This is a genomic window from Sporosarcina sp. FSL K6-1522, from assembly GCF_038622445.1.
GTDB lineage: Bacteria > Bacillota > Bacilli > Bacillales_A > Planococcaceae > Sporosarcina.
The window spans coordinates 2,511,834-2,533,235 of sequence record NZ_CP152019.1; the positions used below are offsets into that span (position 1 = coordinate 2,511,834).

A 21,402-nucleotide genomic window follows, 5' to 3' on the forward strand; every position below is an offset into this window, starting at 1 on the left:
ATATTATTTTAATTTGGCCGAATCCTACTTAGGACGTTTGAAACCCTGTTATATCAAGGTTTCAAACGTTTTTTTCTTTTTGTTGGAATCCAATTGAATAAGGTGGAAAACGGAACTTGGATATTCTAGGATAGCGAGTAGCTGCATATAAATTGGAGATAGGAAATCCGAGTTAACAACTTTCGGTTGGGAACAATATCTATTGTAGTTCGTCTCTATAATCTATACAAAATAAGAATTTATAGGTTTTTTTAGGGAGGAAAAATGGGCGAATTTGATATTATATTAATCATTAAAATGATTGTGATTGGGCTTGTGCAAGGTTTTACAGAACCAATACCTGTATCGTCTAGTGGGCACGTAATGATTGCTAGTGAAATTTTAGGGTTAGGTGAACAAGGATTTACTTTTGCTATCTTAACAAATACAGCGTCATTATTTGCAATACTTTATGTTTATAGAAAAGATATCGCAAGACTTGCAGGGAACTCCATTCTGTATTTGAAGACGCGAAACTCTCGCTATAAGAGTGATTTTCGTTTTGTATTCTTCATCGTCATTGGGACGATTCCGGCTGGTGTGCTTGGTGTTTTATTAAGTGATTATCTAGCGGAAAGTGTTAGCATGACAACGATTGCGATGATGCTCTTTATAACGGGGATTGCCTTGTGGTTAATTCGCAATTTGAAAGGTCATAAAGGTGAGAGTGATATTACAATTAAGGATGCTTTCATTGTTGGATTAGGGCAGGCTGTCGCATTATTACCGGGAATTAGTCGTTCAGGTGCAACGATTATTTCAGCAGTTGCGGTTGGAATGAAACAGGATACGGCACTTCGATTTTCATTTATGCTGTATATTCCCGTGAGCCTTGGAGGAGTTGTACTAGGTTTTACTGATTTTCTAAATGAACCAGCTAAAGCAGACTTAGCAATTCCATATGTAGCTGCATTTATTGCAACACTGTTAATGACTTATTTTGCGATGAAATGGTTTATGGGAATTATGAAAAACGGGAAGTTGGTCTATTTTACATATTACTGTTTCATCGTAGGAGCATTACTGCTAATTTTCTTCTAAGAGAGGTTGATTTTTGGACAATCTGGGTGCGTTAGTTAGATCGGATACTGACGGTCTTTACTCTGCAATATGTACATGTCAAAGGCGGCTGCTCGTTTCATTTGAGTAAGTCGCTTTTTTTATTTGTCATTTTATCAATACGAAAGTGATCAGTAACGATAAGGTTCAAGCATACAATGATGTATATAAGGTGTATTTTAGGGAGACAAGGAACTTGAATGATTTGTAGAAAATTACGGTCGGATTAGGAATATAGGATGGTGATGTATTGAGTAAGCCAGCTGTTGTGAGGTGTGATAATTGCATGACGCCTTTCACGATTCAACCGAAAGAAAAGAAGCACGGCAATGGGATTGTTGAAACGTATTTTCATTGCCCAAAGTGTAACGAACGCTTCACATCATTTGCGACGAATGCTGTAATCAGAAGGAAACAACGCGAAATCAAAAAGCTCTATGATCTATTGCCAACCATTATGGATATAGGGAAGTACAAGGACATGTTGCATAAAATTCAAGGTTTGAAAAGTGAGCTTGAGCCGATGATGAAAGAATTGAAGGGGAAGGTCATGCGAAAATCATAAGAAGAGTAGAAGCACTCATTGTTGGGTGCTTTTTTATTGTTGTTCTGTCAATGCGAAAGTATTTATAATGATAATTTTCCACTCGCAATACGAACGTGCTTGTTCAATTATTAAAGCCGGTGGAAGTGGAATACGAAGGAAGATGGCGGAAAACCTGCAGTGGCTAAGCTCGTTGGATGTGAATTTATGTAAAAAATAAAGAGGGTTTCAATCGTATTTGTGGAATGTCTTTGAATAAAGGGTAGGAGATGGTGAAGAAATTTGAAAACTGTAGATCAAGCAAAAAAAGAAACGGAGGGGGAGATATGTATCTAACGGTTGAAAAAGCGTTGAAAATGCCTGTCCTAAATCAAGTAGAGGTCATTGCTGGCGAACGAGGGCTAAACCGGGTTATCAATTCGGTCTGTATAATGGATCATCCCGATACTTCCTGGATCAAGCGGGGGGAGCTTCTTTTGACAACCGGTTATGTGTTTAAAGATGATGAACAAGCACAAATTACTATGATTAGAGAATTATCGAAAAAAGGATGTGCAGGACTAGCTATCAAAGTAAAACGATTTCTTTCTGTTTTTCCTTCTGAGATGATTCAAGAAGCAAATCGGTGTGGATTACCATTATTAGAAATACCAGATGAAACCCCCTTATCGGACTTATTATTTCTCTTTACCCATGAAATTGTTAACAAAGAGAACGTAAAAAACAAGCAAAATCTAAATTTGAAAGTTTTTAATGATATTTTAAATGGTGAGAATACAGATCTAGAAGATGTAAATCACCAGATGGAGGAGTTAGGTTTTGGATGCACTTCTCCCTATATCATACTTGTGATAAAAGAAAGGAAACCCGAAGGCCAAGTTCCTGTTCATATTTGTCTACAAACACTCTTGGAGGATATGGATAAATCGGAAAAGCAGAATCTAAGGTTTTGGTGTATTCATTTTGAAGGTCCAGTGATTCTATTTCAAGGGAAAAGAATGGAATCTGCCAATCGATTGATTCTTCAGGTGGAAAGAATTGTGAGTGTTTTAGCGGAAAGTATATCAAAGGAATATCCAAGTTCTATTTTCGAAATCGGGTTAAGTAAGGTAAAAATAGGTGTTTTTAAAATGCGGGAAGGTTTGGAGGAAGCGAAAAAAGCAATTTTACTAGGTTCAAAAATTGATCCTTATAAGACTAGAATGGTATTTGATTACGGAAGGTTTGAAGTTGATGATTTAATCAATCAAATACATCAAGATGTTTTATCGAAGTATGTAGAATCTACACTTCATCCTATTATTGAATATGATCGAAAAAATGAGGGAGAGCTGTTAAAAACACTTGAAACATTTCTGTCCTCGAGGGGGAAATTAGAGGATACGGCCCGATTGCTATTCGTTCACCGAAACACTGTAAAGTTTCGGTTATCCCGGATTGAAGAATTATTAAAAGTGGATCTAAAGGCAGAGGATATCCCTTTTAACTTGTTGTTCAGTATAAAGGCGGCAAAGTTATTATAAGACAAAATGGAATGTAGCTTTGTTTTAAAGAAGAAAAGGCCACTGTTGTTCATCAGTGGCCTTTTAGTTGAACAGGTTAAAGTGATTATTTATTTTAGAAGATGCCTGGCATGTAAGGCAAGCTGCAAATTGAAAAGGTTTTTATCGGAACTTAAGTCAGTATTCAATATTTCTTTTATACTTTTAATTCGAGAATGGATGGTATTCCGGTGTACATTCATTCTTCTTGCTGCCTCAGAAGGACCAAGATTGCTTTGCAAAAATACTTCAAGCGTATTTACTAGGTCAGTGTCGGCTAAAGTATCATGTTCCAATAAAGGACGTAGATTACTTGAAACGAAATCAGCTAGGAGTGTAGTGGGGGCGTACTGCAAAAGTATAAGGGGTTCCAATTCATTGAAACAGTAAACCGCCTTTTCGGAACCTAATCGTTTTCCTACTTCTATGGACTTTACAGACTGCTCGTAACTTTTGGTTAGTCTATTCTTCCCTTCATGGTAGTTGCCAATCCCAATTACACATGGCAATTCTGGTATTTGTAGCGAAAGAGTAGAGATAATTTGTTGTGCTAAATAAGCAGTCATCCCATAAATTTCTGTGGTCCCAACGCTATTCTGATTTTGAAAAATGATTACGAGCGTATCGCCAATTATTTCAACGATGTTATCAAAATCTGCATTTCGGATGATTGATTCGATAGTTTGAGAAATTTGTTTAATGGTACTAAAATGATACTCTTGATGTCCAGCTAGGGATATTTCTACCACTACACAAATGCACCCCACATCTTTTTGAAGGTCAATGGCTTTGCTTTCAATCAACTCAATGTGTTTGTGAATGGGGTTTTCACTAAAGATACGAATGGTAGAAGGAGTATCATCATTTATTTCCCGCTGATGATTCTGTCTTGTGACAATCTCTCTTAGTACTGGAGACATGATGTCGGATAATGACAATTGGCTAGGTATCTGGAGAATCGGTAAATGCATGTTATTAGCAATACTAATAACGGTTTGAGGCACATTCAACTTGATGGCTAATCCCGCACACTGTTTTTGGGCTAGCTCATTCACAAGTTGCTCCAATTGTTGCGGTTTGTTTTGAAATACATATCCCGTAGTAAGTACTAGTTCCCTAGGCTTTAACCAGGAAGTTACATCAGGGGCGTCAAAGCTATTGACGGACTCTATTTCTCTGTTCACTCCTTTTAGACCTGCTACCACATTACATTGGCTTACGATTGGAATCTGTAAAGCATTAGCGATGGTAAATTTCAAATTGATCACCTTTCTATTGGGAACATATTCAAATCTAATAGATTTTCGTCCAAGTTATTTTGTGATGTGCTGCAAGCATAGCCTTTTGGGTGAAATATTGGCTCTTTTAGCTAATGACCAATAAGTATGCACCTTATATAATCAACTTAGGTTAAAAGTATTTCAAATTATCTGTATATTATTTCATTGAGAGGGGGAAAAAACAATAACTATTACTCTTGAACATCTAAATACGATGAACCAGAATGTTTTCACTAAGACATTGGGCTGGGTGTATGAATGTTCGCCATGGATAGCGGAACATGTATGGAATCATAAACCGTTCCTTTCTTTAGATCACCTTAAACAGTCGATGGCAACAATTGTTGAAAAGGCGGATTCAATAGAACGCCTTCAATTGATAAAAGCTCACCCGGACTTAGCCAGTCGAATCGATATGGCAGAAGCTTCAGTTAAAGAACAATCAGCGATTGGATTGAATGCTCTCACCCGGGAAGAATATGAGGAGTTTCTTAGCCTAAATAATCGTTATAAAGACAAGTTTGGATTTCCTTTCATCGTTGCTGTTCGCGGTCTGGATAAAACAATGATTAAAGTAGCGATGAAAAATCGTATTAGTTCGGATAAAGAAAGTGAAATAACAGAAGCAATAAGGCAGATTAACGACATTGCCAGTCATAGATTAAATGATTTTATCAAAAGTTAAGGGGGAATTAGAATGACTAATCAAAATGAAAAAAGAACAATGTACTATGGAAAAGGGGACGTATTTGTTTACAGGACGTTTGTAAAACCTTTAACTGGACTGAAACGGATTCCGGAATCCAATTTTACGGAAAGGGATAATACTATTTTTGGATTTAATTGTCAGGTTTCTCTTAAGGGGGACGCTTTCTTACCTTCATTTACTGAGGGAGATAATAGTCTTGTAGTTGCCACAGATTCTATGAAAAACTTTATTCAGCGCAATGCTGCTACCTATCAGGGGAATACAGCGGAAGGATTTATTAAATACATTTGTGAAGCATTTCTCGCGAGGTATAGTCATATTGAAAGTGTAGAACTTACTGCGAATGAAATTTCATTTGATAATGTCCAAGTGCCAAAAGGTGACGGCCATGAAAACAGTGAAGTTGTTTATCGGCGTTCAAGAAATGAAAGCGCTACCACGACGATCGAAGTACAAAGAACTGCAACTGGCAGTGAAGTAACCAAGCATTCCAGCGGTATAGTAGGGGTACAGTTAATCAAGATTAAAGGAAGTTCATTTTATGGGTTCATTCGTGATGAATATACTACTTTGCCAGAAGCTCACGACCGTCCGCTATTCATCTATCTTGATTTCAATTGGGAGTATACAAATATAGAAGATGCCTCTGGGGTGAATCCGGAGAAGTATGTGGCAGCAGAGCAAATTTGCGACATTGCTAACACGGTATTTCACGAATTGGATAACCGTTCCATACAGCAACTTATTTATCATATCGGTCTAAGAATTCTAGAACGCTTCCCGCAACTTGACAATGTTCAATTTAAAACGAACAACCGTACTTGGGAAACCGTTGTAGAAGAAATTCCAAATTCTGAAGGCAGTGTATACCAAGAGCCACGTCCTCCATTTGGGTTCCAAGGTTTTATTGTCACACAGGAAGATCTTAAAAAGAAAGCGACAGCTGATGCAGTTGTTAGCGCTGTACAATAATGGACGGTAGACTAACCACACATGTTTTAGATTTATCTAAAGGTCTGCCAGCTCAAAATGTTAAGGTTGAACTGTGGGCTCTAAGGGATGATGATAGACGTTCACTTATAAAGACAGCTCATACAAATTCTGATGGGAGAGTGGACTCTCCCCTGCTCCAGGGGGATGAGATCATACCAGGTGAATATGAGTTGGTCTTCTATGTTGGGGAATACTTCAATCGCGAAATAATCGATGTCTCAGTTGTACCATTTTTAAATAAAGTACCTCTTCGCTTCGGGATAAGGAGTAAGATAGAACATTATCATATTCCTCTTCTTGTTGCACCTGGTGGATATAGCACATATCGTGGAAGCTAATCGTGAGTGTTCAAAAAGTCCGATAAGAGGGGCCGAGGAGTTCGAGAAATGACACGTATTTAAATACCATGTGAGGACAGAAGAGAGTGGATTTTTATCGAACTCAAAAAGTCACTTTTACCGGGCTTTTTATACACCCCCTTTTACTATATTCATGCTGATAATACAAAACAGTAAATTCGTAAACAACGTTTCCTAATAACCAACAAAAAACTGCTTGTAAAGATGCTTCTTACAGATTTGTCCCATGGAGATGCGAAACTGCCAATTCATCCAGACCTGGAAAAGATCCTACAACGTCATTAACAGGGGGTAAATATGGATAAACTAAGTAAAATAAGCATTCTGATGTTAGGCTTTCAACATGTTTGTGTGATGTATGGAGGAGCGGTAGCTGTTCCACTAATTGTTGGTCCTGCGATTGGCTTGACGCAAGAACAGATTGTCTACCTGATTTCGTTTGATTTACTTGCCTGTGGAGTTGTAACGTTGCTTCAAGTTGTCGGTGGTAAGGGATTTGGAATTAGATTGCCTGCATTAATGGCTGTTTCATTCATTGTTGTTGAACCCGTAATAGCAATAGGACAGGCTCATAGCATAACGGGAGTGATGGGTGCTGTCATGGTTTCAGGATTAATTGTCGGGTTACTTTCAAAATATATCGGCAAATTGGTGCCGTTCTTTCCACCACTCGTTGCAGGGTCTGTCATATTAATTATTGGTGTGTCATTAATGCCAGTTGCAATGAAAAATGCAGCTGGTGGAGGCGGAGCTGCCTCTTTTGGAGACCCTATGAATCTGTTTTTAGCAGCTTTTACTTTACTTACGTTTGTGATACTTAATACACTTACAAAGGGTTTTATGAAAGCGATATCAATTTTACTTTCAATGGTGATGGGTACTATAGTAGCCGCATTTTTAGGGATGGTTGATGCCTCGGCATTTACAAATGCAAGCTGGTTTACAATGGTGAAGCCATTCTATTTCGGTGTACCTACCTTCGATGCTTCATCCATTATCACTATGACAATTATTTCATTAATCATTGCTATTGAAAGTATAGGTGTATTCCTAACGCTAGGTGATGTTTGTGATAGAGAAATTGATGCAAAAGAGGTGGAAAAAGGATTACGTGCTGAAGGGTTTGGTAGTTTCATAAGTGGAGTCTTCAATTCGTTCAATCATTCCACCTTTTCACAAAATGTGGGTTTGGTTCTGCTGACAAAGGTGACTCAGCGCTCTGTTGTCATTATGGCGGGCTGTATTTTAGTAGTTCTTGGTTTTGTTCCTAAGGTCGCTGGACTAACAACTATGATTCCGTTTCCAGTCCTAGGTGGTGCTATGATTCCTATGTTCGGTATGCTTCTTACAGCAGCATTAGGCATGATAGCTAAAGCAGATTTAAGCAAGCCTACAAATCAACTAACAATTGCCATTGGGATTGGTGTAGGATTGGCTATCAAGGGTGTTCCAGAAGCATTTGCACAGTTCCCGGAAACATTGCAATTGATCTGTGGAAATGGGGTAGTAATGGGATCATTTACGCTTGTTTTATTAAATGCAATCCTAAATGGAAAATCAGATCCTAAAGTTGTACATCATCATTCACCTTCACCTCAAGAGAAGTTGGATATGAATTTTGTAGAAGAAGGTCCAAGTGCCGTTCAAAATATTCACGTGAACACTTAGTAAAGAAGGCACTTGCGGATACAAGGAAGTATAATGACATGTTGTGTAAAATTCATGGTTTGAAAAGTGAGCTTGAATCGATGATGAAAGAATTGAAGGATAAGGTCATAGGGAAGTCATAAGAAAAGCACTCACTGTTGGGTGCTTTTTTATTGTCGTTCCGTCAATGTGAAATTATTTATATGATAATATTACCACTTGTAATAAAAACGCTTGTTCTGCATACTATAAAACAAGAGGAGGGAACAGGTGTGCTTGGTCAATTGTTAGTATCGATGGAATGTAATGAGTTACTGGATATGATGTATGTGGATAAGAATGGGAGAGTCAGTAAACGGCGGATAAAGGTAATCCAAGTAGAGGATCAATCATTCAAGGCTTATTGTTATCTGCGGCAATCCAAGCGGACATTTACAATCGATCATGTATTAGCACTTGTTCCCATCATAAAAAGAGAGCGTGACGTTGTATGATGGATTACAGTGAATTTCCAGATCAACAAATCGCGTGCATTGATATACGTAGCTTTTACGCAAGTTGTGCGGCGGCCATCGAGGGACTGGATGTAATGCGCGATATGATTGCGGTGGTGAGTAATTTATCGCAAAAAGGAAGCGTGGTATTAGCCGCAAGTCCACCACTAAAAAGTAAATACAAGGTTAAAACAGGGACGCGGCTTTATGAAATACCTAACGACCCATCCATTTATCTTATCGAGCCGCAAATGGAAATGTACCTTAACATATCCATGGAAATACCTAAACTACTGAATCAGTATGTTCCAATGGAGGCCATACATGTGTACAGCGTGGATGAGTGCTTTTTTTCACTAGCAGGCACAGAAAGGCTTTGGGGGCCAATGGAACAAACAATTGAACGGATTCGATACAATTTAGTAGATCAATTTCAATTGCCGTCCGCTGTGGGCGCGGGACCAAATAGGTTAATGGCCAAACTCGCATTGGACTTGGAGGGGAAGAAAACAGGCTATGCAAAATGGACATACAAGGATATACCAAAAAAGCTGTGGCCTGTTTCTCCTCTATCAAAAATGTGGGGAATCGGAAAGAGGACGGAAAAGACCTTAAACGATATGGGGATATATACAGTTGGTGACTTGGCAAACGCCGAATTGAGTCGACTAGAAAAGAAATTTGGTGTTCTTGGAAATCAGTTATATCATCACGCGTGGGGCATCGATCTGTCCAAAATGGGGGCACCACTCCTGGAAGGTCAGGTCAGCTACGGTAAGAGTCAAATCCTTATGCGCGATTATAACAAGGTTGCGGAGGTCAAGGTAGTGCTGTTGGAAATGTGCGAGGAAGTTGCGAGAAGGACGAGGGAATCGAACAAGGCTGGTCGTACCATATCACTTGGGATTGGATATAGCAAAAATATGCTTGGTGGCGGTTTCTATCGATCACGCACTATATATGAAGCGACGAATGACACGATGCAAATTTACGCCGTCTGTAAAGAATTATTGGAAGAATTTCATGACGGTCGGCCCGTGCGCCAAATTTCAATTTCGATTACGAAGTTGGAAGATGAACACTCGGTGCAGCTAAGCCTGTTTGATGAACAGAAATGGCGCAATCGGCAACTTGGAACAGCGATGGATCAGATTCGAACCCGATATGGTTCGACTGCTATACTGCGCGCTGTATCTCTTACAGATGCCGGTACGGCGATTAAGAGGTCACGTCTTGTGGGTGGACATAAAGGATAGGGGGAGAGCGATGATTAGAGACCGCGGAAATATAAAATGGACAGCTATGATGCTCCCGGAACACGTTACAAAACTCCGCGACTGGATGGATAAAGATCGCTACGTTGAGCGCCCGGAGCTGGAAGATTTCGATCTACAATCCATTCAGGAAGAGATTGAAGTGGCGTACAAGAGGAAATGTCAAACGCTTTTAAAGACTTGGGTTGATGGGAGATTAATACCGTATCAAGGTACAATAGAAAAAATCGATATCCATTTAAAATGTATCATACTAGAGGATCCGTTTGGAATCGAGCGGATACCAGTTGGAGATGTTATAAGTGTGCAGTGTATAGATTAAGAACGCGAGAGGTTCTAATTGGAACCATCTCGTTTTTTTCGTTCTGCAATATAATTTTGGAATAAATCGCTTACCATCTTGTCTGTATTAACTCCCTCCACGACCACGTAATAAAGTATTTCATGAAAAGTATCTTCGTCTAGCGTTACAATAAATCTATGTTTGCCGTTGTTGTTTCCACAGTTCACACCTCCAAGTATTAACTGATCAATATGACGATAGCTCCAAGCGCTTGTGAATTTTTTTGAAATAATCAATTTTGTGATGCTCGGAGCAATCCGAACATCACCTTTAGCCATACTAGTGCCCGATCGGTTGTAGTTCTATGGAAAGATGCTTTGGGTATTTTGGCTATATGTGGATGCAAAGAAAAACAATCACCAACTCAACTGAGTAGGTGTCTGTTCCTTCATTAAAATTGTATCTGGTCGTACCCTCCCCTCAAATAAGGAAACAGTTGGTTTTTGACTAGTTTTAAATCGATGATTAATTTTACAAAAATTCTACACACGATAAACAAGAAACCTTGATATATCAACGTTTACCTCCTATTATATACGTCTGGAACGTAAGTAGTGTTAAAACAGTTAAATAAGAACCGTTTTAAAAGCGTTTGAAACCCTGTCGCATCAAGGTTTCGGACGTTTTTTTGATAGAAAACAGAACTTAGGTATGCAGAAGGTAAACATCAGCTGGCATAGACAGCGACTGCAATATCTTCATCCCGCTGCTCTATTTGGATTGGATGCGAGCCAAACGAAAGAGATTGGATTTTCTAGGATAGCGAATAGTTGCATATAAATTGGAGATAGGAAATCCAAGTTAACAACTTTCGGTTTGGAACAATATCTATTGTAGTTCGTCTCTAAAATCTGTGAAAAATAAGAGTTTATAGTTTTTTTAGGAAGGGAAAATGGGAGAATTTGATATTATATTAATCGTCAAAATGATTTTGATTGTTCAAGGTTTTACAGAATCAATACCTGTATCGTTTAGTGGGCACGTAATGATTGCTAGTGAAATTTTAGAGCTAGGTGAACAAGGATTTACTTTTGCTATCTTAACAAATATAGCGTCATTATTTGCGATACTTTATGTTTATAGAAAAGATATCGCAAGACTTGCAGGAAACTCCATTCTGTATTTGAAGACGCGAAACTCTCGCTATAAGAGTGATTTTCGTTTTGTATCCTTCATCGTCATTGGGACAATTCCAGCAGGTGTGCTTGGCTTCTTATTAAGTGATTATCTAGCAGAAAGAGTTAGCATGACAACGATGGCGATGATGCTCTTTATAACGGGGATTGCCTTATGGTTAATTCGCAATCTGAAAGGGCATAAAGGCGAGGGGGATACTACAACTAAGGATGCTTACCTTGTTGGATTAGGGCAGGCTGTTGCATTATTACCAGGAATTAGTCGTTCGGGTGCAACGATTATTTCAGCAGTTGCTGTAGGCATGAAACAGGAGACGGCACTTCGATTTTCATTTATGTTGTATATTCCTGTGATCCTCGGAGGCGTTATACACGGTTTTTCTGATTTTTTAAATGAGCCGAATAAAGTGGATTTAGCAATTCCATATGCTGCTGCATTTATTGCAACACTGTTAATGACTTATTTTGCGATGAAGTGGTTTATGGGAAATATGAAAAACGGTAAGCTGGTTTATTTCACATATTATTGTTTTATCGTAGGAGCATTACTGCTGAATTTTTTCTAAGAGAGGTTGAATTTTGAACAATCTGGGTGCGTCAGTTAGATCGGATAAGATCGGATACTGACGGTCTTTACTCTGCAATATGTACATGTCAAAGGCGGCTGCTCGTTTCATTTGAGTAAGTCGCTTTTTTATTTGTTATCTCTGAAATAAATCAGAAAGCTGCAAGGACTTCAATCGCATGGGAAAAAGCTTTGAAATAGAATCAATTTCATAAATCATCTTTTACAAGAGCTTAGACTTCCCCTGTACGGTGATGGACGTTGTTTAATTGAAAGTATTGTTTTAAATAGGCGTTGACGCGTTCTACTGAGGTGCGTTATTTGTAAAGTTTCATCCATAATTTTGAGCCGCGTGTTGGATATATATATTTTCGGATATCCGTATCATATTTGATTTTGAACACCTTTTGACACAGTGAATCCCCCGCAATGAACACATTTCTCACGCTTTCGGGTGTGGAAATTTTAATGTACGGTATTTTTATCGAAGCTGTCGTAACAGTAGCTATGTTCAGGTACACAAGTTGGGCGAAAATAGTCATCGAATCCTATTCATTTGTCTTCATTTTGAACATTATATGGAATTAAGACACACATCGTTTGCACCAGCGCTTGTTTATAGATCGGTTCATAATCATAACCTGCGTCGAATAACGCTGTCGTAAAGTGTTTGGGCAAAATAGTAGCTACCTTTTTCAACAGTGGAATGGCCGCTTTACTGTCAGATAAATTGCCTTACGACATGAGGTGACCTATAATATACTGGCTTTTCGTTGAAACAGCCAGATGTTCATTAAAGACGTATAAAAACGTATTTTACCGTCACTATTTTTCTTGATGTCTACTTCTGCTCAATCGGTATATCTTGCCAAAGCGTATCAGCTAAAATCGACAACTATGCTTCCAATTTCTTTTCGTAGGTTGTTAAATTCGCTTCGATTCTGCTTGTTTAGCGAGCCAAGCTACCTGTTCTTCTTTAGTTTTATGTCCATGTTTCGTAGGTGGTTTAGTTCCTTTTTTCTCAGAAGAGATTAATGCATCACGCGCTTTTAAATGTGTGACATCGAAGGCAAGGTGTTCGTCACAAAGGAAACCTTCTAAAAATGCAGCTTGAATCAGCTCATCCTGCATGTTATCAAACACATCAGACTGACTAGTTACACGATCATACGTGAATAAGAAGCCTTCGAAGGGACGGAGTCTGGGGCAAGAAACCCACAATCCAGACGGAATAAAGGGTTGTCGATTAACGTTTTATTAAATTTTTTACGGTTGGTATACGCTCTACAATACGAATCATCAATGATTGAATCTTTGCACCTTAATTGCATTCACGCGGAGCCCCACGCAGCGTCTTTTTAGAAAAAAGATGAAAAATGAGTTGTACATCGAAAGTGGCTAAAATCGTATCAAAGCGATGCGAACTTTCCATTTCGAATAATTGTAGGATGTCAAAAGGCTATTTTGTTTTATAATAGTCATGGGGTATTCACTCCATTCGGGTTAGGTTGTTTAGTCGCTACCACTATACAGAATTTTGGGAGGTGCCTCATTTTTATTTAGTTGAAACCCTTGATACTGAGGAGATAGGAATTATGAAATTAACTTATGTATGTACCCTACAAATGAAATGATAATATTTGTTTGTTTTTGACGTAGAAGAGTCATTTCTTCCTCTGTAGAATTCGTTTATAGATAAGAATATTTTGAAGATTTTAAAAGGGGGGTGAATTTGGACTTTGGTGTAAATAGCGAAGTGAAAGAAGTAATTTCGGCGCTGAACAAATTTATTGAAACGTAAGTTGTCCCACTTCAAGAAAATATAAACGTGGGTTGGAAAACGAATGCTATTTTTACAATGAAAATGGGACATCTTCTCCAAACATTCGGGAAGCATTCAGAAAGATGTGGATGAAGTCGGTTGAAGCCGGATTTTATAATTGCCCATTTAGTTTGAATCGGAAATGAAAGCGGTTACTTACGATGGAAAAGGAGTGGTACAGATGAAAAAGATTTTTGGCATGTTAAGCTTGGTGTTAATATTAATTCTTGGTGCTTGTAATACTGAAAAGGACAGTAGTTCAGAAGGTACAAATGGCACAAACGCTGAAAAAGTCTACGAATTGAACGTCGGTAACATCCAGCCTTCCACGCATCATTATGTGTACAACGTTTATGAACCGTGGACGGAATTTGTGGAAAAAGAAACAAATGGACGGGTGAAGGTGAATGTATTTCATGGAGGAACTTTGGGGAAGGCGACTTCAGCTTTTGAGGATACTCGAGGCGGCATAGCCGATTTAGGGGCGGTCATTTCAACTTATTATTATGATAGCATCTTCTTCCCTTATACGATTGGGAACTTACCGTTCGCTTTCCCGGATTCTACGATAGGCGGTGAAATCATGACTAAGTTCGGAGAAAAATACGCTGTCGATGCGATTGAAGAGGAGGTTCATTATCTAGGCGGAAGCTTTGTAACAGATCCATATAATTTATTCTCCCAAAAGCCAGTTAGAAAAATTGAAGACATAAAAGGATTGAAAATGAGAGTCCAAGGTAAATCGGATGTCCCGCTCGTAGAAGCGTGGGGCGGTGTTCCAGTATCGATTCCGTTGGATGAAACGTACGAAGCTTTGCAAAAAGGTACTTTGGATACTGCTTTCTATTCGACAATCGGTGTTTTGGGTCATAAATACTATGAAGTGGCACCATATGTCATGAAAATGGGGACAACCGTTACGCCTGTTATACCGATCATGAACAAAGATTACTATGAATCGCTGCCCGAAGACTTGCAAAAAATGTTTGACGAAGTGCTTGGACCAAAATTGGCTGAGTTGTTTAGTGAGACGCACAAAAAGGAATTAGAGAAAGCCTATGGCGAACTGGACAAGCTAATTGAAGGTAAGGGAGAGATTATTGAATTGGTTCCTGAAGAAGAAGCGAAATTTAAAGTTTCCGCCAAAACGCTATGGGATGAATGGGTGAAAGAAGCAAATGCGAAAGGGTATCCTGGTGACCAAATGATGGAAGATTTTAAAGACATGCTTCTTGAAGCTGGATTAAAACTACCTTTCTAACAAAAAAGGAGAATAATATGTCTTGGTTGACAATCAAGACATATTTTTCTATACGGAGGTGGAATGAATGGGGATTGTGGAAAAATGGATAGGTTTTTTAACGATAATTGGAAGGTGGATAGCGATTCTCACAATGACGAGTATGATGGTCTTTACGACATATGCAGTCATCAGTCGCAACTTGGGGGCTCCTGTAGTGGGGGATGTTGAATTTATGCAACTAGGCATGGTTGTATTGATAATGTTCGCGCTAGCATACACACAAAAAAGAGATGCACATATTTCCATCGGTTTGTTTGTCGATCGGTTACCCAAAAAAATACAAGAATTTGCAGATGTCATCAGCTATCTTTCCACATTTATCATTTGTCTCTTCATTGGATGGGTAAGCTTTAACATAGGACTAAATTCGATGAATGGAAATGTGAAAACGACAGATTTACTTGGAATCCCACATTTTCCGTTTCGATTCATCATTGCATTGGGTTTCATGATGTGGGGATTGGAAGCACTTTTGAAGTCTATGCGTGCATTCGTTACTTTGTTTGCTGGAAAGGAGGGGTAATATGAGTATCGAGATGATCGGATTGATGGGCCTTGTTTTAATGTTCGTCCTCATGTTTATGCGGCTTCCGATTGCTATTGCCATGGCGATTCCAGCTTTTCTCGGGATCTATTATTTAAAAGGTTGGAATACGCTTACTACCGCGATTGAGACCATTATTTGGGATCATAGTTTTAGTTATACATTATCGACGATTCCGCTTTTCATATGGATGGGGGAATTGCTTTTCGTCTCGGGAATTAGCAATGAACTATTTAAAATGTTTCGCCTGTGGATGGGACGTCTAAAAGGTGGACTCGGTTTGGCGACAATCGGAGCTTCGGCGATTTTTGCAGCTGCTTCAGGCTCCAGTTTGGCTACAACTGGAACGATGGGGGCTATTGCCTCGAAAGAAATGGATCGATTCGGATATAAGGATTCGTTTTCTGCTGGAACAATTGTTGCGGGTGGAACATTAGGCATCCTCATTCCACCGAGTACGGCATTTATCGTGTACGGTATGTTAACCGAGCAGTCCATTGGGAAACTGCTCATTGCCGGTATTATTCCAGGCATCATGTTAACCGTATTATATATGTTGACGGTTTATATTTCAGCGAGTTTAAATCCGGACATCGCCCCCGCGACTTTTGGAGGTGGATGGAAAGAAAAAATTCATTCCCTCAAATCGACAATCTGGATATTAATTTTGTTTGCAGTCGTTATTGGTGGGATGTATATTGGTTTATTCAGCCCGACGGAAGCCGCTGCAGTAGGTGCATTTGGAGCAATGATCATCGCGTTGTTTAATCGGAAATTGACGTTCAGGAATTTTATTGAGTCCGCATCTAACACGTTAAAAACAACCGGTTTTTTATTTGCAATCATATTGGCGGCATTCATTCTGAATTATTTTCTTGCGATTACAAGAGTTCCGATGCTTATGGCGAATGTAATCCATTCAATTTCGATGCCTGACTTTGTGATTTTTATGTTGATCATTTTCATGTATCTCATTCTAGGTGCATTCATGGATTCTATGGCAATGATTGTTATTACCATTCCAATCATTTTACCGATTATTCAAGCGATGGATATGGACTTGATTTGGTTCGGAGTGATAATCGTATTGATTATTGAATTAGGCTTAATCACACCACCTGTTGGAATGAATTGTTATGTATTGAAAGGTGTTTCCGATTATTCACTCGAAACCATCTTTAAAGGTGCGAGCCGGTTCATTATTCCGATCTTTGTTATGATCCTCATCTTGTATTTTTTCCCTGAGATTGCATTGTTTTTACCATCCAAAATGTGATGAAGGCATACGGGGAATGATAATGGTTTCAACAGAAATAGAGAGTGGGAATGTATTTATCCCACTCTCTATTTTTTTCATCTTTGTTTGATGAGTCGATGAATGATGATGGAGATTTGTAGGTTAAGACGGTTTTGTGTGTGCGATAGATCGATTTCTAAAATTTCTTCAATCCGATTCAAACGGTATCTTAATGTGTTGTAGTGGACATGGAGCTTTTCAGCGGAAAGTTGGATAGCCGATTCGTTATCCAAAAATACTTCTAACGTTTTCAGTAATTCGGACTTGTTTTGGACATCGTATTCGATGATTTTTCCTAAGTATCTGTCCATGAATTCTCTCATGTATTCGGGGTTTTCCGTATTGAATATCAACCCTATGATTCCTAGCTCCTTGAAATGGACAATTGGGGCATTGGATTGGAAAGAATGAGCGAATTCAGCTGCTTTTTTGGCTTCGTTGAAACCCCTAAGATATTCTCTCGTTTGTAAGACGGGGTTGCTAATACCGATGCGGAAGTGTAAAGTGGGTTGTTTTTCCTCCGTATAGCTGAGCGCGAAGTTCGCAACGGTGCGAGTATGCTCGTCGGGCGTGACTAGAATGATTTTCTGTCCTTGAATCATGCTGAGCGGCAATAGTTCCTGATCGATTAGATAACTGAATTTCTCAAGGGTACGATTCAATTGTTGTGTATAATCCTCTTCGTTCTCTTTTGGGCTTAAAACAAGAATGGAATACGTCTTTTCAAAAGAAATGTTTAAAAAACGAGCTCTTCGAGTGAGATTTTCCTCCGTTTCCAGTCCGGATATCAAATCGTACAGATAGTCCTGACGTAATCGGTTTTCCACTTCGATATTTGTTTTTTCTTGGTTGATTTGCAGTGCCAGGACGTTTTTAGCTTGCCCAATGGCGACGATGCTTAATTGATCATATGAGTTTATTTTTTTTGAAAGAATTAAATAAGCGACAGTCCGATTGTGCAACGTGATGGTGAAAACGGAGTAGATCTGGCTATTGTTTGAAATTTCAAAAGTGGCATGATGATTCTTAACGGATTGAAGGATGCACTTATAAAGTTCAATATGATCGAAATACTCTCTACTATTAGCGGAATTTCGAGGTGTAGCTTCATAAATGGAATTGCCGAATTCATCAAGCAATAAAATCGGTTCTTCAATAAAATTGGCCACTCTTTGTAATATTCCTTCGTTCCCCCCCTTATTGAGTGCTTCTTCAAAGAGTTCACCGTGAAGCTCACTTATGCGAACTTCATTCGAATACAGCTTTGCGTTTGAAATGGCAAGCGCTGTTTGGTAGCAAAAGTTATTGAGCATTTGCAGTAGTGGCTGCTTGGAATGATACAAAACCGATCGAGCTAAAAAAATGACACCAATCCGTTCGCCATGGGCAATCAATGGTGAACAGATAAGGGATACGACGCCTTTTTTCGCCAGGCGCTGCAATAAAGCGCTTTGGAAGGAGGGATGTATAGCGATATCCGATAAGATGAAAGGCTCTTGATTGTCCGCCAGTTCCATTTGGAATCTCGAATCTAACGGTTCTTCGAAATATAACAAGTCGGACTGTTCTTCCCCGGCGACCGCATCAATCCTCATACAGGATTTCTCGTTATCAATTATTCCGATGAGGACATAATGTGCTTTAGAAGTATCCAATAGACGAGCTGCGCTTAAATTTAGAATATCGGTTAGCGGAGCGAGAGAAGCGACTTCCAAATTTATTTGATGAAGGATTTCAAACGTACTCGTTGAGAATTTCAAGAAATCTGCCTTTTGTTTCAAAGATTGAAGTGCGTAAAAATGGGACTGTAACTTGTCATCTATGGAATACTCGTGGAGTCTCGCTTTTAAAGCCTCCCACTTACTTTCATCATACTGATTGCTTTCGATGAGCGGAAAAAGCTCATCGATAAAACTGCCGTAGCTGATTTCGTTTTTGAGCATTGGGTATCCTCCTGTGTGTTTCTTTTATAAAATGCCGACTAGTATGAATTATACAATAAAACAAAAGAACATTGTAGTCAATTGACATAGTTGAATAGATTGGAAAGAAGTAGAATAGGGGAAATGATAAAGTTAGAAAGGGGTTATGAAATGAGATTTCATGATTGTGTTGCTATCGTAACGGGGGGGGCGGATGGAATCGGAAAAGAAATTGCCCGTAAAATGCTCACGGAAGGGGCAACGGTCATTATTTCCGATATTAATGTGGGAGCGTGTGAAGAAACGATAAAAGAATTTCAATTGTCCGGTTTCGATGCTCATGCGATGCCCGCAGATGTTGCAAAAAAGAAAGAAGTCATGTCCGTCGTTGAAAAAACAAAGGAGCAATTCGGGAAGATTGATATTTTAGTAAATAACGCTGGGCTTGTTCGTGATGCGAAAATTACGGAAATGGAAGAAGAAGATTGGGATTGTGTAGTAGATGTATGCTTAAAGGGTTCTTTCCTTTTTGCGAAGTATGTGGCTGAACATATGATTTCCCAAGAGTACGGAAAAATTGTCAACATTGCATCTCGCGCATACTTGGGCAATCCAGGACAAGCTAATTACGCTTCTGCCAAGTCAGGTGTTCTTGGTCTTACTAAAGCGCTCGCAAAGGAGCTGGGCAAACATAACATTAACGTGAATGCGGTTGCGCCTGGGTTAATTGAAACTAGTGCATTGCGGAATCATCCGAAATTCGAAAGGATTAAAGAACTCCAAAAACGCGATTCCCCGATTAAACGTGTAGGCTCGACGGAGGACGTCGCAAATGCAGTTTTGTTTTTTGCTTCTGACGCTTCATCCTACATAACCGGAGATATATTACATGTGACGGGTGGAAGATTTGGATAATCAAACAGGAGGCGAATGCGATGATGAAAATTGAACGAAAAGCTATTCCAGTCATGGAAGGCTTATGGAAAGTAGAAGCGGATGGCAAACCTTATTTGATTGGAAGTCGATGCGAGGCATGTGGAGAGGTGTTTTTTCCACGGAAAAAATTGAATTTTTGCATGCAGTGTCATGAAGAGTATTTAGAAGAAATACAATTTTCTGGCGAGGGGCGTGTCTTGGCACTAACAAAAGTGGAAAGACAACCGGCCGGGGGTTTTTATAAAGGAGCGGTTCCTTATACATATGGAATCGTGCAACTAGATGAAGGAGTAAATATTTGTTCACAGCTCGTAGATGATCCAGTGCTATCAGTCGGTGAACGTGTCAAAATGGTTGTGGTGAAATTATATGAAGAAGAAAACAACGATGTCATGACATTCAAGTTTACAGCGGAAAATTCTCTGGTAAGGGGGGAGGGATGATGAGTCAAAATGCAAAATGGAAAGATGTGTATGTTCAAGGGGCGAGTACCACAAAATGGGGTTTCTTTCCGAATGATTCCACCAGCTCGATGGGATCTGCAGCGATTGTAGACGCTTTAAAGGATGCTCAAATCAAGTGGGGGAAAGTGGAAGCCGTTTTTGCAGGTAGTGTCTATCAAGGGACGGCTTCCGGGCATAGAGTAGTAGGGGAAATTGGATTTACAGGAATTCCAATCGTCAATGTGGAAAGTGCCTGTTCAAGTGGGGCAACCGCGTTTCGACTGGCTTATGATTCGATTCGATTAGGGCAATACGAAACGGTACTCGCCATCGGATTTGAAAAGATGCCAAGAGGGCCAATCCCAAGCACCGCTTTTCCGAGCTGGCAATTGGCAATGGGCTTCAACGTACAACCGGCCAACTATGCCTTGGAAACGATGGAATATATGCACCAATACGGAGCTACGGTTGAAGATTTTGCAAGAGTCAGTGTGAAAAATAGGCGAAACGGTTCGCTAAATCCCAATGCACGATTTCAAAAAGCAGTTTCCACAGAGGAGGTACTCCAATCAGCGATGATAGCATCTCCACTTCGGTTACTGAACTGTTGTCCTTTGGCGGACGGGGCGGTCGCGATGGTTTTGACAAGTAAGCCAGAAAGCAATCGGGCGATTCGTGTGGCAAGCTCCGTTTTGGTGTCAGGTGTATATGGTGAAGAGTCGTATCAATCCGGTATTACGGCAAGCGTCCACCACTATCCTTCGAAAGGCATTGTCGAGAAATCTGCTCGTGAAGCCTTTGAGAGCGCCGGCTATGGACCAGAAGATATTGACATCGTGCAAGCCTACGACAGCATGGGACCAGGCGAACTATGGGACATTGAAAAACTTGGTTTTTGTGCGAGAGGAACAGCACCTGAATTGTTACGTGAAGGTGTCTTCGATTTGACGGGAAGTTTACCGGTCAACACCGACGGTGGACTGTTATCTAGAGGTCATCCACTCGGTGCAACCGCATTGGCACAAATACATGAAATTGTATCGCAATTGCGGGGAGAAGCTGGTCAGCGACAAGTGGCCAATCCTAAGCTTGGTTTGGCACATGCCATGGGGGCCGGTCCAAATAGTGCCGTTACGATATTACAACGATGAA

Annotated in this window: 22 protein-coding genes; 17 read left to right on the forward strand and 5 right to left on the reverse strand. The window is 39.7% G+C overall.

All coding sequences use genetic code 11. The features are described 5' to 3' along the window. Positions 1–264 precede the first annotated feature (264 nt). From MKY34_RS12300 to MKY34_RS12310, 3 genes are all read left to right on the forward strand, one after another. On the forward strand, positions 265–1,080 hold the full coding sequence (locus MKY34_RS12300; RefSeq protein WP_342510961.1) for an undecaprenyl-diphosphate phosphatase: 816 nt from the start codon (positions 265–267) through the stop codon (positions 1,078–1,080). A 268-nt stretch (positions 1,081–1,348) separates the two neighbouring features. Beyond that, positions 1,349–1,663: a hypothetical protein gene (locus tag MKY34_RS12305; protein WP_342510963.1), complete on the forward strand. Its 315-nt coding sequence runs from the start codon at positions 1,349–1,351 to the stop codon at positions 1,661–1,663. Between the two features lie 251 nt (positions 1,664–1,914). Continuing rightward, the gene (locus tag MKY34_RS12310) at positions 1,915–3,165 is read left to right on the forward strand and encodes a PucR family transcriptional regulator ligand-binding domain-containing protein (RefSeq protein WP_342510965.1); all 1,251 of its coding nucleotides are present in this window, start codon (positions 1,915–1,917) and stop codon (positions 3,163–3,165) included. 89 nt (positions 3,166–3,254) lie between these two features. On the opposite strand, the gene MKY34_RS12315 is transcribed toward MKY34_RS12310, so the two are convergent. Next, positions 3,255–4,442, reverse strand: coding sequence for a PucR family transcriptional regulator ligand-binding domain-containing protein (locus tag MKY34_RS12315; RefSeq protein WP_342510967.1), 1,188 nt, complete (start codon positions 4,440–4,442; stop codon positions 3,255–3,257). Positions 4,443–4,677: 235 nt separating this feature from the next. Here MKY34_RS12315 and uraD point away from each other — a divergent pair, with 235 nt between their 5' ends. The 7 genes from uraD to MKY34_RS12350 all read left to right on the forward strand — a co-directional run bounded on the left by uraD (position 4,678) and on the right by MKY34_RS12350 (position 10,261). Next, a complete protein-coding gene (uraD, locus tag MKY34_RS12320) occupies positions 4,678–5,148 on the forward strand; it encodes a 2-oxo-4-hydroxy-4-carboxy-5-ureidoimidazoline decarboxylase (RefSeq protein WP_342510969.1) in 471 nt (156 codons plus the stop codon). A 12-nt stretch (positions 5,149–5,160) separates the two neighbouring features. Beyond that, positions 5,161–6,144, forward strand: a complete 984-nt coding sequence (gene pucL / locus MKY34_RS12325) for a factor-independent urate hydroxylase (protein ID WP_342510971.1) — start codon at positions 5,161–5,163, stop codon at positions 6,142–6,144. Beyond that, positions 6,144–6,503, forward strand: a complete 360-nt coding sequence (gene uraH, locus MKY34_RS12330) for a hydroxyisourate hydrolase (RefSeq protein ID WP_342510974.1) — start codon at positions 6,144–6,146, stop codon at positions 6,501–6,503. Before pucL ends, uraH begins: the two co-directional genes overlap by 1 nt. A gap of 318 nt (positions 6,504–6,821) precedes the next feature. Further along, a complete protein-coding gene (locus MKY34_RS12335) occupies positions 6,822–8,192 on the forward strand; it encodes a nucleobase:cation symporter-2 family protein (RefSeq protein WP_342510976.1) in 1,371 nt (456 codons plus the stop codon). Between the two features lie 251 nt (positions 8,193–8,443). Continuing rightward, complete coding sequence (locus tag MKY34_RS12340) at positions 8,444–8,665, forward strand: transcriptional regulator (protein WP_342510978.1); 222 nt, start codon at positions 8,444–8,446, stop codon at positions 8,663–8,665. Further along, on the forward strand, positions 8,662–9,921 hold the full coding sequence (locus MKY34_RS12345) for a UV damage repair protein UvrX (protein ID WP_342510980.1): 1,260 nt from the start codon (positions 8,662–8,664) through the stop codon (positions 9,919–9,921). The genes MKY34_RS12340 and MKY34_RS12345 overlap by 4 nt, the downstream gene beginning before the upstream one ends. 10 nt (positions 9,922–9,931) lie before the next feature. Continuing rightward, the gene (locus MKY34_RS12350) at positions 9,932–10,261 is read left to right on the forward strand and encodes a YolD-like family protein (RefSeq protein WP_342510982.1); all 330 of its coding nucleotides are present in this window, start codon (positions 9,932–9,934) and stop codon (positions 10,259–10,261) included. 14 nt (positions 10,262–10,275) lie between these two features. On the opposite strand, the gene MKY34_RS12355 is transcribed toward MKY34_RS12350, so the two are convergent. Further along, positions 10,276–10,560 (reverse strand): hypothetical protein, encoded by a 285-nt coding sequence (locus MKY34_RS12355; protein ID WP_342510983.1) that lies wholly within the window; start codon positions 10,558–10,560, stop codon positions 10,276–10,278. 614 nt (positions 10,561–11,174) lie between these two features. Here MKY34_RS12355 and MKY34_RS12360 point away from each other — a divergent pair. After that, on the forward strand, positions 11,175–11,984 hold the full coding sequence (locus tag MKY34_RS12360; RefSeq protein WP_342510985.1) for an undecaprenyl-diphosphate phosphatase: 810 nt from the start codon (positions 11,175–11,177) through the stop codon (positions 11,982–11,984). A gap of 551 nt (positions 11,985–12,535) precedes the next feature. Here MKY34_RS12360 and MKY34_RS12365 read toward each other — a convergent pair. Both MKY34_RS12365 and MKY34_RS12370 read right to left on the reverse strand, forming a co-directional pair. Continuing rightward, the gene (locus MKY34_RS12365) at positions 12,536–12,661 is read right to left on the reverse strand and encodes a hypothetical protein (RefSeq protein WP_342510986.1); all 126 of its coding nucleotides are present in this window, start codon (positions 12,659–12,661) and stop codon (positions 12,536–12,538) included. A 246-nt stretch (positions 12,662–12,907) separates the two neighbouring features. Then, entirely contained in the window at positions 12,908–13,114 is a 207-nt protein-coding gene (locus tag MKY34_RS12370) for a hypothetical protein (RefSeq protein WP_342510988.1), read from the reverse strand. Positions 13,115–13,986: 872 nt separating this feature from the next. On the opposite strand from MKY34_RS12370, the gene dctP reads away from it, so the two are divergent. The 3 genes from dctP (at position 13,987) to MKY34_RS12385 (ending at position 16,928) form a co-directional block, all read left to right on the forward strand. Then, complete coding sequence (dctP, locus tag MKY34_RS12375) at positions 13,987–15,066, forward strand: TRAP transporter substrate-binding protein DctP (RefSeq protein WP_342510989.1); 1,080 nt, start codon at positions 13,987–13,989, stop codon at positions 15,064–15,066. Between the two features lie 67 nt (positions 15,067–15,133). Continuing rightward, the gene (locus MKY34_RS12380) at positions 15,134–15,631 is read left to right on the forward strand and encodes a TRAP transporter small permease (RefSeq protein WP_342510991.1); all 498 of its coding nucleotides are present in this window, start codon (positions 15,134–15,136) and stop codon (positions 15,629–15,631) included. A gap of 1 nt (position 15,632) precedes the next feature. Beyond that, positions 15,633–16,928 carry a TRAP transporter large permease gene (locus tag MKY34_RS12385; RefSeq protein ID WP_342510995.1) on the forward strand — a complete coding sequence of 432 codons (1,296 nt, stop codon included), beginning with the start codon at positions 15,633–15,635 and terminating at the stop codon, positions 16,926–16,928. Between the two features lie 77 nt (positions 16,929–17,005). On the opposite strand, the gene MKY34_RS12390 is transcribed toward MKY34_RS12385, so the two are convergent. Further along, positions 17,006–18,892, reverse strand: coding sequence for a helix-turn-helix domain-containing protein (locus MKY34_RS12390; protein ID WP_342510996.1), 1,887 nt, complete (start codon positions 18,890–18,892; stop codon positions 17,006–17,008). A 150-nt stretch (positions 18,893–19,042) separates the two neighbouring features. Here MKY34_RS12390 and MKY34_RS12395 point away from each other — a divergent pair, with 150 nt between their 5' ends. From MKY34_RS12395 to MKY34_RS12405, 3 genes are read left to right on the forward strand one after another with little or no spacing between them, the layout of a single operon-like run. Further along, positions 19,043–19,786, forward strand: coding sequence for an SDR family NAD(P)-dependent oxidoreductase (locus MKY34_RS12395; RefSeq protein ID WP_342510998.1), 744 nt, complete (start codon positions 19,043–19,045; stop codon positions 19,784–19,786). Between the two features lie 20 nt (positions 19,787–19,806). Further along, the gene (locus MKY34_RS12400) at positions 19,807–20,250 is read left to right on the forward strand and encodes an OB-fold domain-containing protein (RefSeq protein ID WP_342511000.1); all 444 of its coding nucleotides are present in this window, start codon (positions 19,807–19,809) and stop codon (positions 20,248–20,250) included. Next, on the forward strand, positions 20,250–21,401 hold the full coding sequence (locus MKY34_RS12405; protein WP_342511003.1) for a thiolase family protein: 1,152 nt from the start codon (positions 20,250–20,252) through the stop codon (positions 21,399–21,401). Before MKY34_RS12400 ends, MKY34_RS12405 begins: the two co-directional genes overlap by 1 nt. Position 21,402 lies beyond the last annotated feature (1 nt).